Annotated in this window: 12 protein-coding genes; 6 read left to right on the top strand and 6 right to left on the bottom strand. The window is 57.2% G+C overall.

Annotated elements, in window-relative coordinates:
- Position 1: 1 nt before the first annotated feature.
- From WC562_01170 to WC562_01185, 4 genes are read right to left on the bottom strand one after another with little or no spacing between them, the layout of a single operon-like run.
- A complete protein-coding gene (locus WC562_01170) occupies positions 2-409 on the bottom strand; it encodes a metallopeptidase family protein (protein ID MFA5054773.1) in 408 nt (135 codons plus the stop codon).
- Positions 378-1,040: an endonuclease III gene (gene nth, locus WC562_01175; GenBank protein ID MFA5054774.1), complete on the bottom strand. Its 663-nt coding sequence runs from the start codon at positions 1,038-1,040 to the stop codon at positions 378-380. Before nth ends, WC562_01170 begins: the two co-directional genes overlap by 32 nt.
- Entirely contained in the window at positions 1,037-1,681 is a 645-nt protein-coding gene (locus tag WC562_01180) for a histidine phosphatase family protein (protein ID MFA5054775.1), read from the bottom strand. Before WC562_01180 ends, nth begins: the two co-directional genes overlap by 4 nt.
- Entirely contained in the window at positions 1,678-3,372 is a 1,695-nt protein-coding gene (locus WC562_01185; GenBank protein MFA5054776.1) for a cation:proton antiporter, read from the bottom strand. Before WC562_01185 ends, WC562_01180 begins: the two co-directional genes overlap by 4 nt.
- A 517-nt stretch (positions 3,373-3,889) precedes the next feature.
- On the opposite strand from WC562_01185, the gene WC562_01190 reads away from it, so the two are divergent.
- From WC562_01190 to WC562_01215, 6 genes are all read left to right on the top strand, one after another.
- Entirely contained in the window at positions 3,890-4,084 is a 195-nt protein-coding gene (locus WC562_01190; protein MFA5054777.1) for a YwbE family protein, read from the top strand.
- Positions 4,085-4,099: 15 nt separating this feature from the next.
- A complete protein-coding gene (locus tag WC562_01195) occupies positions 4,100-6,142 on the top strand; it encodes an ABC-F family ATP-binding cassette domain-containing protein (GenBank protein MFA5054778.1) in 2,043 nt (680 codons plus the stop codon).
- 399 nt (positions 6,143-6,541) lie between these two features.
- Positions 6,542-7,918, top strand: a complete 1,377-nt coding sequence (locus WC562_01200) for a TldD/PmbA family protein (protein ID MFA5054779.1) — start codon at positions 6,542-6,544, stop codon at positions 7,916-7,918.
- Positions 7,919-7,921: 3 nt separating this feature from the next.
- Positions 7,922-9,241, top strand: coding sequence for a TldD/PmbA family protein (locus WC562_01205; GenBank protein MFA5054780.1), 1,320 nt, complete (start codon positions 7,922-7,924; stop codon positions 9,239-9,241).
- Complete coding sequence (locus WC562_01210) at positions 9,232-10,152, top strand: HEAT repeat domain-containing protein (protein ID MFA5054781.1); 921 nt, start codon at positions 9,232-9,234, stop codon at positions 10,150-10,152. The genes WC562_01205 and WC562_01210 overlap by 10 nt, the downstream gene beginning before the upstream one ends.
- Positions 10,149-10,736 (top strand): GNAT family N-acetyltransferase, encoded by a 588-nt coding sequence (locus WC562_01215; protein MFA5054782.1) that lies wholly within the window; start codon positions 10,149-10,151, stop codon positions 10,734-10,736. Before WC562_01210 ends, WC562_01215 begins: the two co-directional genes overlap by 4 nt.
- Positions 10,737-10,819: 83 nt before the next feature.
- Here the strand turns inward: WC562_01215 and WC562_01220 are convergent, their stop codons facing one another.
- Both WC562_01220 and WC562_01225 read right to left on the bottom strand, forming a co-directional pair.
- Entirely contained in the window at positions 10,820-12,097 is a 1,278-nt protein-coding gene (locus tag WC562_01220) for a serpin family protein (GenBank protein MFA5054783.1), read from the bottom strand.
- 239 nt (positions 12,098-12,336) lie between these two features.
- Positions 12,337-13,287, bottom strand: coding sequence for an SDR family NAD(P)-dependent oxidoreductase (locus WC562_01225; protein ID MFA5054784.1), 951 nt, complete (start codon positions 13,285-13,287; stop codon positions 12,337-12,339).
- Between the last annotated feature and the right edge of the window lie 118 nt (positions 13,288-13,405).

Raw genomic sequence — 13,405 nt, forward strand, 5'->3', positions numbered from 1 at the left:
GCTATCCTCCGTCCGTCCCCTGTGTATTATCCCCCTCACGCTTCTCTCTCGCAATATCCTGGAGCCTCCGGTCGCTGATGCCGAAATGATGCGCTATCTCGTGCCGCACCGTCTCCTCAATCCCGCGCACGACGCGGCTTTCAGTTCGATAGGCCAGCTCGATTGGCCTCTGGAATATAGAAATCTTGTCCGGCGGCACCAGCGCGTGCTCCTTGCCGAAAGCCGTCAGCGGCACACCTTCGTAAAGCCCCAGCAGCTCCTCGCGCCGCCTCAGCCCCACGCTGCGCAGCTGCCTGCCGGTAGGCCAGTATTGTACCACAACCGCTACGTTTTCTATCCTGTCCTTGAACTGCTGCGGCAGCGACTCAACGGCCTGCTCAACCAGCTCTTCGAAGCGCTCTCTTTCCATACTTACAACCCTTATTCAGCAGGCACCCGCCGCAAAGCGGGCTCCGCGAGCGGCATACCTTCCTGCCGTGACGCACCATATTCATATGAAACTCGTAAACGTCTTCCGGCTTAACCATCTTCCCCAGTATGCGATGTGCGTTGTCCGGCGACACTTTCTTATCGATTAAACCGATACGCTGCGCCACACGGTAGACATGCGTATCGACGGGAAGGGCCGGCCTCCCCAGCGAGAACAGCAGCACGCAGGCGGCCGTCTTGGGCCCAACGCCGGGCAGCGACTCCAGCCAGGAACGAGCCTCCGCCAGCGGCATCTTCTTGAGAAACCCCAGGTCGAGCGAGCCCTTCTCCTTATCGACACGTTGCAAGATGGTCTTTATGCGCGGCGCCTTGACCCGGTTCAGTCCTCCTCCCGCGATAGCTTCCGATATCTTATCGACGTCGGCATCCGCGACCTTATCCCACGCCCCGAAGGTCGATACAAGATTCGCGAAGGCACGACCGGAGTTCACATCCGAAGTGTTCTGCGACAATATCGTTGCTATCAGTTCCGATAGCGGGTCTAACCGCGCCCTTCGCGCCGGAGCGCCGTGCTGCTTCCTCAACAGAGCGATGACCTCGTCAACCGTCATTGCTTCCCCAGATGGCACGTATCGTTCACCAGCGTAACCGTGGCCCTCTTCTCCCCGGTGCCGATGACTTCGTACATCTCGAAGGCGTTTACCGCCGTTGTATCCTGCGCTATCTTCCAGAAATGCGAGTTGTCCAGCCCCAGCAGGTGGCACAGCAGCACCTTGCACACCACGCGGTGCGAAACCAGCGCGATGGTCTGGCCTTCGTGTTTCAGCGCCAGCTCGTCGACCGTTTTCACCACCCTGCGCTTCACATCATCCATGCTTTCCCCGCCGGGCACGGAGAAGCTCTCCGGATGCAGCCGCCACTCGTTGAACAGTTTGGCATGCTTCTCCCTGACCTCGGAGACGAGCATCCCCTCCCACTGCCCGAAGTTCATATCGTTAAGCCCATCCAGCGTGACGACTGACAATCCGAACCTTTCCGCTATGGCCTGCGCCGTGCTCCTCGCCCGTTTCAGCGGGCTGGAGTAAACGGACGATATCTCCCACTCCATGATGCGCCCCGCGGCCAGCTGCGCCTGCTGCAGCCCGGTCTCGTCCAGCTCGATATCCGCCCGCCCGCGGAAGCGCTCGTCCTTGTTCCAGCCCGTCTGCCCGTGGCGCACCAGGATGAAACGGGTGAAGTGTTCCTTCTTCACTTCTCTTCAGACCCCCCTTGTCTCAGGACATTAAGGATATACTGTATCTCGGCCCCGGTGAGACCGTAGCGGTGCAGCGTGTGGCGCACCATCTCCAGCCCGGCCTCAAAGTCTGGGCGCACGACCTCGGTTACGCCCATCTTCCGCAGCGTATCAGCGGATTCATCGACTTGAATGCGGGCTACTATGTCCAGCTTGGGATTGATGGCATGCGCATTCTTCACGGCGAGCTCGATAGCAATCGGGTCGTTCATGGTTATAACCATCACCTTGGCCTTATCCAGCATGGCGCGCGCAAGTATGTCAGGATTGCTGGCATCCCCGTATATACAGTGTATCCCCCGTTCTCTGAGTTCGGCTATAGCTCTGGGGTCCTCATCTATCACCAGCCTGGAGAAGCCCCTCTTTTCAAGGACGTCTACCAGTATCTTACCCACACGTCCGCCACCGCATATGACCACGTGATTTGTCAATCTAGGTCCCTGAGTAAAATCGGGGTCAGAGCGCCGTGCCAGAATCTTGGAAAACCTCTCATTCTGGCTTAATTTTCTGTATATTTTTGACATAGTACCCATGCCGAACGGAGCCAACAACAGAGTTATCGCCGCTACCGGCAAAACGAGATCGTAGACGGTTTTAGATATAACCCCGGCGCTCAAGGCAATTGCGGCAAGAACAAAACCGAATTCCGACATCTGGAACATGCCTGATCCGGTTAATAACGCCGTCTTCGCACTATAGCCCATAAGTTTCGGAACAATCGAGCAAACGATGAACTTGCCTACTATTATTACAGCCACGACCATAAGAACCTGAACTATGTTATCCGTAAAGAAGCGGAAATCGATCAACATGCCTAACGATACAAAAAATATGGTGGCGAATAAGTCACGCAGCGGAATAACGTCTGCTATAGCCTGATAGGCATAATCGGACTCGCTTATGAGCACGCCAGCCACAAACGCTCCCAGAACTATGGACAGACCAAAGTAATCTGACAAAAAGGCTATTACTATACACAGGCCGAATATCGCCAGCAGAAAAAGCTCGCGCGACCGGACCATCGCTACGCGCTTTAGAATGCGCGGCAACACCCACAATCCCAGCAAGAATAAGACACCCAGGAATAGCACAGCTTTTAATACGGCTATTCCCAGCGCCCCGGTCCAGTCCCCCTCTTTAAGTACAGGCAGGATCACAATAATTGGAATCAGCCATAGGTCCTGGATCATATTGAAACCGAGCATTATGCGGCCGTGAGTTGTGTCAAGCTCACCGCGGTCTATAAGCACCTTCAGCATGATGGTTGTGCTGGAAAAGGAGATTATGAATCCGAATATGATTGATTCGAGTATCGGCCACCCCAGGACCAGCCCTATACACATACCCAGCAGCATGGTGACAATTATCTGGGCCATGCTCCCCACTGCAGTAATTAAGCCCACCTTTCGCAGCGTCTTAAGGGAGACCTCCATTCCTATAGCGAATACCAATAGAGCAACGCCGATCTCCGCCATGGTCTCGATCTGCGCCGTGTCCCTGACAAATTTGGCCCCGTACGGCCCGATGACGATTCCGGCTACCAGATAACCTACGATAACAGGCAAACGCAACTGCTTGGCGATCATCCCGCCGATGAACGCAGCAACCAGAGCTATGACCAGTACTACCAGACCCAACTGCCCTTCCATTTGCACCCCGCGTTACAGGTAAAAAGAATTACAATATAATATCACAGACTTTTTTAATCTTACATAGTTATTACGATAAAAGCAAAAATCGGCAGTATGAGCGGCTGCATCATCTTGCAGGACAAGCCCCCGTGCTTGCCCTTTTAACGATCAGCATCAACCGTCCGGTTGCCCGTTATGAATTCCGTCTGGAGTCTACCCCGTACAGCGATACGGGGCCGGGATGCATGTAACGAACTTTCAAGCGGAAGGACCGAGGGAACCGGGGGTGCCACCTATGTCATCATACGACTCGACCGGATGATCCAGAACAATGTCATTGCGAGGAGTCCTTACATGAAGTATTAATCATGGAAGGACGACGCGGCAATCTCGACATTTAGGACATCGTATGAATAGAATGAGATTGCTTCTTCCTTTCCAAAAGCGAATCTCTTGGAAGGACTCGCAATGACAGGCAAAATGGGGGGAGCTAACATGGAGTTCGGATAATATCTATATATGCTAATATATCACTATGAACGGCACAAATCGCGCTGACATCAGACCGGGATCGCATGTTTCAATTACTCTGAAGGCAGACCAGCGCTCCGGCAAGCTGACCGAAGGCATAGTTAAAGATATCCTGACCAGATCCTCCTCCCATCCCCACGGCATCAAGGTGCGCCTGGAAAGCGGCCAGGTGGGCCGGGTTAAAGAGATAAAAAATTAGTGGCGACAATTCGACATGCTTAGCGTTTCCAATATATCCAAGTCCTATAATATGCGTCCGCTTTTCAGCGGCATCAGCTTCCACGTCGGCATGAGGGAAAGGATCGCCGTCATCGGGCCTAACGGCTCGGGCAAGACCACCCTCTTCGAGATAATAGCCGGCAACATCAGCCCGGACTCGGGCGAGATATCGCTGCGCAAGGGCACCACCATCGGCTACCTGCGCCAGGACATCAAGCCGACCTCCGGGAACAAACTACTCGACGAGGTGGCAGGGGCCTCTGCCCATATCAACAGCCTGGCCCACCGCATCAAGCTGCTGCAGGAGGAGCTGGCAGACCCCGGGCAGGACAGGGAGGACACCTCCGAGCTGCTGAGCCAGTTGGGCGAGATGCAGCACGCCTTCGAATCCTCCGGCGGCTATAACATCGAACACGAAGCCAAAAAGATACTCTCCGGGCTGGGCTTTACCGAATCGGACTTCGCGCGTCCGCTGAGCGAGTTCAGCGGCGGCTGGCGCATACGCGTCGAGCTGGCCAAGATACTCTTTCTCAATCCCGACCTGCTCATCCTGGACGAGCCGACAAACCATCTCGACCTTGAGAGCATCAGGTGGTTCGAGAGCTACCTCAAGAGCTACCAGGGCGCGGTCATGATTACGTCGCACGACCGGGCCGTGCTGAACAGCGTTGTCAAGAAGGTGATAGCTATCGAGAAGGACGAGGTCATCTTCTATCACGGCAACTACGACAGCTACGTGCTGGCGCGGGAGAAAGACATGGAGACCAGGCGCACCATGGCTTTCAAACAGGAGCAGAGGCTCAAGAAGGAAATGCGCTTCATCGAGCGCTTCCGCTACAAGGCCACCAAGGCCGCCCAGGTGCAAAGCCGCATCAAGCAGATCGATAAGATAGAAAAGATAGTCGTGCCTCGATCGACCAAGAAGATAAAGTTCTCCTTCCCGGAACCATCGCGCAGCGGCCATACCGTCATCACGCTCAAGGATATCGATAAATCATACGGCGACAAGGCCGTCTACACCGGACTGAACCTGGCCCTTCACCGCGGCGACCGCGTGGCGCTTGTCGGCCCCAACGGCGCGGGCAAGACCACGCTGCTTAAGATGCTGGCCGGCGTGCTTCCCTTCGAGAGCGGGGAGCGCACACTCGGCCACAATGTATCGACCGCATATTTCGCCCAGTACTACATCGAGAGCCTGAACCCGAATAACACCGCGCTCGAGGAGCTGCGCCAGGTGGCGCGGGGCGAGACGGAGCAGAAGCTGAGGGGGCTTCTCGGATCGTTCCTCTTCTCAGGGGAGGATGTGCTCAAGAAGGTAGCCGTGCTATCGGGCGGGGAGAAGACGCGCCTGGCCATCGCCAAGATGCTGACGCACCCGGCCAACTTCATGCTCATGGACGAGCCCACCAACCACCTCGATATACCATCGCGCGAGATACTCACCGACGCCCTGGAAGCCTACAACGGCACGCTGTGCTTCATCACACACGACCGTACTCTTATTCGCCAGATCGCCAACAAGATAATCGAGATACGCAACGGCGTGCCTCACATTTTCATCGGCGACTACGATGACTACCTGTCACAAAAAGAAACTACTGCCGATACGGCAGATACGAGGGGCCTGACGCCCAGGGAAATTGAGAGGCGGCGCAAGGCGGCCGAGGCCGATATGCGCAACCAGCGCTACCGCACGGCGAAGGGACAGCAGCGTGAGCGTAAGATGATAGAGGCAAATCTGAGAAACAGACACTCCCGCGAGACCGCGCCGCTGAAGAAGCGCATCGCCGCTATCGAAGCGGAAGTCGCACAGCACACGGCGCGCCTGTGCGAGGTTGAAGCCTTACTCGCCGACCCCGCGCATTACAAGGAAGGAAAGGGCGGCGACATCAATCGCGAGTACCGCTCCCTTAAGCAATCCATAGAGGCGCTCACCGCCGAGTGGGACAGGCTCACCGCCGAGGCCGAGAGAATGAAATGCAAGTTCGAGACCGAGTTAAAAGATTTAAGGCAAAATGACGCATCGAAGTCCCACTAGCCCCATCTTTGATAAAGAGAGGGAAGACGGCGCCGGCTGTGACACCGCCGGCAGGGTGAGTTGAAAAGAGAGGTACAGGAGAGAATTCTCTCCTGACGGGGTATTAGGGGTGTCCCCTAGATTTTTTCTTACATCCCCCAAGACTGGGGGATAGCAGGGGGTTGAGAGCACAGCTTTAAGCCGAGCTGGCCGGAGCCGACGAGATTGCCGCGTCGTCCTTCCGTATACCTCGATATCACGGAAGGTCTCCTCGCAATGACAGCCGCGAGAGACAGGGGTACCCCGATGAATCGGGGACGGGGTATTAGGGGTGTCCCCTTATCCCCATCCTATCTGCTCATTGACAACGCAACTCCAACATCTGTAAACTTCACCCTACCACTGCTTTAAGGAGATCAATTGTCATCCATCGAAAATGCACGCGACGTAATCACGGAAGCGCTCAAAGGCCAGGACGCCGATTATATCGAAATCCGTCTCGAGGAGCGAGAGTCCAGCCGCATCCAGTACCGCGGCCGGGAGCTTGAAGACATAGGCCGCAGCTCCAGCCTGGGGGGCAACGTGCGCGCCCTGGTGCGCGGCGGGTGGGGCTTCGTCAGCTTCAACGAGTTGAACGGCCTGCGCGAGAAAGCGGCAACGGCGGTCGTACAGGCGCGCCTGGCGGGGCGCAGGGAAAGCAAGCTGGCCGACGTAAAGCCGGTCGTCGATATTGTTAAAGCCGATATCAAGAACGACCCGCGGGAGATTTCACTCGCCGATAAAAAGAAGTTGCTCGACGAGTATAACGATATAATCTGGAGTACCCCGAAAGTACAGACATCGGTTCTGGGATACGGCGACGGCAGGCAGAAGGTCATATTTGCCAGCTCCGGGGGCAGCTACATCGAGCAGGAAAGAGTTGACATAACTTTCAGGCTCATGGTCGTAGCCAGAGATGACGGGGACGTGCAGCAATCGTCTCTGAGCCTGGGCTCCAAAGGCGATTTCAGCTTCATGAAGACGCTGCACGGCCAGGTCAAAGGCACGGCGGGCAGGGCGGTGGAGCTGCTGGCCGCGCCCTCGGTCAAGGGCGGGGAGTACACGGTGGTGCTCGACCCGGTGCTGGCCGGCGTCTTCGTGCACGAGGCCTTCGGACACCTGTCCGAGTCCGACTTCGTCTATGAGAACGAGCGCATGAAGGACATCATGGTGCTTGGACGAAAATTCGGCGGGGAGCATCTCAACATCGTCGACGGCGCCGCGGTCCCGGGGCTGCGCGGCAGCTACAAGTACGACGACGAGTGCGTCCCGGCGACCAAGACATATCTGATAAAGGAAGGCATCCTAACCGGACGACTGCACTCGCGGGAGACGGCGGGAGTGATGAACGAGCAAACGACCGGCAACGCCCGCGCCATCGATTATCACCATCCGCCCATCGTTCGCATGACCAATACGTACATCGAGCCCGGTAAGACGACGTTCGATGAGATGATAGCCGATATCAAGGAGGGTGTGTACGCCCGGAACTGGTACGGCGGCATGACCAGCATGGAGATGTTCACCTTCTCCGCCGGAGAGGCCTTCATGATTCGCAACGGCAAAGTTGAAGAGCTGATGCGGCCGGTAGTGCTCACAGGGAACGTGTTTACGACATTACATAATATCGACGCCATATGCAACGACCTGGATATGAACGAGGGCGGAGGCTGCGGCAAGGGGGGACAGTCGCCCCTGCCCGTATCCAACGGCAGCCCGCACATCCGCATGCAGAAGTGCCTGCTAGGGGGGAAGTAACCCGTGGAAAAGATACTCGATCTAGCTAAGAAAGTGGCCGAAGAGGCCGAGGTCTATATGGTCAAATCCACGGAGACGCCCGTGGTCTGGGAGGCCAACCGCCTCAAGATGATGGAGAGCGGCGAGTCGACATCTATATCCCTGCGCATCATCAGGAACGGGCGTATCGGCTTTGCATCGACGACGCGGCTGGACCAGCCTCAGGCGCTGGTAGAGATGGCGGTTGAGACCTCGCAGTTCGGCGCGGAGGCCCGGTTCGAGCTGCCTTCTCTTCAGGAATATCCCGCGGTCGATGTATACGATGCCGAAGCAAGCAAAATCGACATCGACGATATGGTGAATATGGGCAACGGGCTCATCGAGACGCTGCTGGCCCATACGCCGGAGCTGGTATGCGAGGCTTCGATAGGCAAAGCGGAGAGCGAGGTGCGCATAATCAACTCGCGCGGCGGGCAGGCCGGCTACCGCAAGAGCTTCTTCGATATCAGCGTGGAAGGCAATCTCATCCGCGGCACCGACATGCTCTTCGTCGGCGAGATGGACGTCTCATGCCATCCCATACGCGATTTCAAGAAGATAGCAGAATCGACGATTTCACAATTGGAGCTGGCGAAACGGACGGCGTCGATTTCCACGGGGCGCATGCCCGTGATCCTTACCCCTAAAGGCGTCATAAATGCCCTGGGCACGCCGATGGCGCTGGCGGTTAATGGAAAGATGGTGCTTGAAGGGGCGTCGCCCCTGGGCGGGAAAATCGGGCAGCAGCTGTTCGACGCGCGGCTGACGATATGGGACGACCCCACCGTCAGCTACCTGCCGGCCAGCCGCCCCTGCGACAGCGAGGGCGTAGCCAGCCGGCGGACGACGCTTATCGATAACGGAACAGTCGGCGGCTTTCTCTACGACCTGCAGACGGCGGCTCTGGCGGGCACCAGCAGCACCGGCAGCGGCGTCCGCGCCAGAGGCAGCCTTCCCTCCCCATCCACGAGCGCGGTCATAGTGAAGGAAGGCGACGCCGGCTACGGCGAGATGATCCGCGACATCAAAGAGGGGCTGGTGGTGGAGATGCTCATCGGGGCGGGGCAGGGCAACGTGCTCGGCGGCGAATTCGGCGGCAACGTGCTGCTGGGATACAAGATAGAGAACGGCGAGCTGGTGGGCCGGGTCAAGGACACGATGATCTCCGGCAACATATATGAATCGCTGAAGGAGATACGGGCCGTCGGACGCGAGGCGCAGTGGGTCGCCGGGTCGTTCAAGACGCCCGCCATCTGCCTCTCTAATCTGTCGATAGCGAGCAAGGGGCAGAAGAGTTGTCTTTAGAGAGCTACCTGAAAGAAATAGCCGAAGATAGTAAAGAGCTGGTAATCTCCAGGCTTGCCAAGCTTTCCGCTATAACGCCCGGCGACCTTGATCTGCTCAAGAATCAGTGGCCCGATATCGCCGTGGAGCGCAGGAGGGAGATAGTCGGCCATCTCATCACGCTGGCAGAGGGGGATCCTCAGTACGATTTCAACGACATCTTCATGCTGGGCATCGGAGATGACGACGAAACGGTTCGGCTGAGATCGATAGAGGGACTGTGGGAATACGATGACCGATCTTTAATCGACCCTCTCATCGATATACTGCGTAGCGATTCAAGTGAACAGGTCAGGGCCGGCGCCGCGGTCTCGCTGGGCAAGTTCGCCCTGCTTTACGAGCTCGGCAATCTGCGCGAGAAGGACGGCGACAGGGTGGAGAAATCACTGATAGCCGCCATCCGCAACGACAAAGAAACGATCGAGGTGCGCAGACGCGCCGTGGAGGCCATCGCACCGTTAAACTTGCCCGTCGTGACCGACATCATAGGAGAAGCCTATAAGAACGCCGACGCGTTCATGAAGGCCAGCGCACTGTACGCCATGGGCATCAACTGCGATCCCGCCTGGCAGCCCATACTCATCCATGAGCTGAACAACACGGACCCCGAGATACGTTTCGAGGCCGTTAAAGCATGCGGCGAATTCGAGGACGCCCATGCGCTGCCGCAACTGCTCAAGCTTCTAAACGACCCTGACACCCAGGTCAAGGTGTCCGTCATCTCCGCCCTCGGTAAAATAGGCGGTGACGAGGCCGAGGCCGTCCTGGAAGAGTGCTTGAAAAATCCGGAAGACTACATCCGCGACGCGGCCAACGACGCGCTGCGCGAGCTATATTTCAATAGAGACCCGTTCTCAATAGATTCGTTATGATTGCAGCCCATTTAATAAAAGGACGCAAGGTGGTAATCAGGCCCAAGCGCATCTCCGATGCGTCCAACGATTACATCTGGCGCCGTGACGAGGAGCTCACCAGACTGGACGCCGCCCAGATGGTGAGGATGCCTTTCTCCAGCTTCCTCCTCGATTATCATGATGAGATAAGCCACGAAAGCCCTCGCCGCCGCCGCTTCGGAATCGATACGCTGGACGGTCAGCATATCGGCAACTGCATGATATACAACATAGACACGCGGAAGAAAGAGGCGGAGATAGGCATCATGATCGGCGACCGCGATTACTGGGACAACGGCTACGGCGTCGACGCGGTCAACACACTGGTAGAGCATGCCTTCAAAACACTGAACATCGACAGGATATATCTGAACACCCTGGAGTGGAACCTGCGGGCGCAGCGGTGTTTCCGCAAATGCGGCTTCGCTCCCTTCAAAAAACAGAAGCGCTTCAGCAATACCTTTATAGCGATGGAGCTGCTCCGCGACGATTGGGAGAAGCGCGAATCGCGGAATGCTGAAAACGAGAGTCCCGGCAATCAAGACATTGCTCCGGGCGAATAATACCTTCTGATCTTCGAACGTCCTTTAACAAAACAAAAAGGGCAGGTTCAACGCCTGCCCTTTCGCATTCGAAGCTGCGTCGACTAGGCGCTCGGATCCATGACCCGGCCGACGAACAGTATCGTGCCCGTCTCGATATCGCGGATAAGAAAGATGAAAGGACGGTCCACGGTCATCTGCACCGGCTCCGCCGGCATCGCCGTAAGTTGCATTATCACAGCCGTAGCGGCCGCCGCCTCCGTGCCCTCCTCGTCCACCGATACATATGCCTTGTGCAGCACGTCGCCGATGAACAGATCGAAGTTGCCCGTCATGCCGGAGAAATCCGCGCCTTCAGAAAACGCCGTCGGCATGCCCATTCCGGCGAGAGTATCGGACAGGCCGCACTCATACTCGTATTCGAACCTGGGCATTACAAGGTCGACCTCGCTGAATTCCAGGCTCGCTATGATCTGGTCGACAAATGCCGAATCCAGGCCGTCCTCAAACGACTCGAACTCGCCGCCGTCCGGCAGCAGAACAACCATCGACATCTCGCTGCCGTTATACAACATTTCGACCGCCTGATAGCCGTCTCCGTCCACATAGGCGAACGATTCGGACTGCGCCATCATCGGCACCGTCACGCTGACGCCATCGATGAGATTGAACTCCCCATCACCGGTCGACTCGCTATAGAACTGGTTCAGCCAGGCCGCGTTGAAATATATGGCGTTCGTCAGCACCAGCCGCGTCATGGAATCGATCACACCCTGAGGGATCAAATCCTCGATTTTGCCCTCCGTCTCGTCGCTGACCCAGTCGTTGATGGTGATGCGCGACGGCTCCGGCTCGTTGATGAAATCGAGGATACGCAAACCAGCGCCGTAGTTCAGTCCAAGGGTATCGAGGAAGCCATCCAGGAATGTGTAGTCCTTCTGCCCCCAGATCGCGTTGGCGATATGCAGGCGGAATCCCTCATCGTCCTGCCCCTTGGCTGTTTCACCGCGGCTGATAAGCTCAAGGTCCAGCCAGTTGAAAGCCGGATGCATCTGTTCCTGCGGCAGCGTGAAATGAAACACGTCCGCCATTTCGGTTGCGGTTTCGGTGCGGGCGCCGGCATAGGTCATGGCCAGCGCCAGTGAGATGCTGTAAGGCGAATAGAACAGGTTTCCGTCCTGCTCTTTCAGTTCCTGGAACATGTCGAAGGCGAACTCGCTGTTTCCATCGACCAGCGCCGTTATATCGGAGCCTGCAACCGACGGAGATGTATCGCGCTGTACCTCCGACGCGATGATGGTCGCACCCGGAGCCCCGGCGCTGCAAGCTGCGACGCTTATGACCAGAGCCCCGGCCATTATAGAAAGAATCAATTTCTTCATGAGCATCCTCCTCTCTATATTTTGGTATCAGTACCGTCGTTATATGAAAATGAGACGCTTTTCTTAATAGAAAGACGGATGGCGCGATGTTTTGTCAGGCCGCTAAGTCGACGAGAGTGATAATTATAGTACCGGTAAAGGACGAAATCAATCCAGACTCCATCTAACGTGGCGGTCGATTCCTAAAAACAAAAAGGGCAGGTTCAGCACCTGCCCTTTAGATTCGACGCGTTGTCGAATTACTTCTTCTTCTCTTCCTTCGGCGGCGAAGGATTTACCAGTCCTTCCGCCAGCTCTTTTGGCACGCGTGCGATGAGCTCGTCCAGCGTCCAGGGGCCCTGCTTCTGCCAGTCCTTCTTAATGATTTTAGTCAACTCTGGTTCGGAGAAAAGCCCGATCTGCCCGCCGACGACAAGGAAGGTGCGGCCGTTGATGTTAGCCTTCGCCGCCTCTTCGGTACAGAGGAAGACGACGAACGGGGAAACATACTCCGGCGGCGGGAGGTATTCTTCAAGCGTCTCGCCGGGGGCGGCGCCGAGGCCGGAGCCTCCCCCCTTGCTCCACGCTGCCTGCACCGACTCGTTCATGGTCATGCGCGTGCCCGCGCGCGGCCGGATCGCGTTGCAGATGATGCCATACCGGCCCAGGTCGCGCGCCACGGTGCGGGTGAGCCCTACGATGCCTTCCTTGGCCGAGCTGTAGTTAGCCTGGCCCATTTGGCCCAGGCCGGACTCGGAGGATGTGTTGACGATGAACCCCCCGTGCTGGCGGCGCATCTCGCTGGCAGCGGCCCTGATGCAGTTGAAGTGGCCGTAGAGGTGTGTCTTGATAACGACGTCCCACTCCTCGGCGCTCATATTGAACACCATGCGGTCGCGCAGGACGCCGGCGTTGTTGATAAGGATGTCGACGCGGTTCCACTTGTCCACCGCATCCTGGACCGTCTTCTGGCAGTCCTCCAGCTTGGTCACGTTGCCGTAGCTGGCTATGGCCTCGCCTCCGGCCTTGATAATCTCGTCGGCGACCTGCTGCGCCGGCGACTGGTCGGTGCCGCTGCCGTCGGCGGCGACGCCCAGGTCGTTTACTACTATCCTGGCGCCCTCGGCGGCCAGCGCCAGCGCGTGACAGCGCCCGATGCCCCGGCCCGCTCCGGTGACGATGGCCACCTTGCCCTTCAGTCTATCCCCCATGTTTACCTCCTGAGTAAAATCCGATTGAGCTTGTCAGCCCCCTGACCCCCACTCTTGGGGGAATTTTTTAAAATAGGGGGCACCCCTAGAACCCCGGTCCTTCCGCGGAAGGACACTT

It is taken from the genome of Dehalococcoidia bacterium, assembly GCA_041649635.1.
Classification (GTDB): Bacteria; Chloroflexota; Dehalococcoidia; order E44-bin15; family E44-bin15; genus JAYEHL01.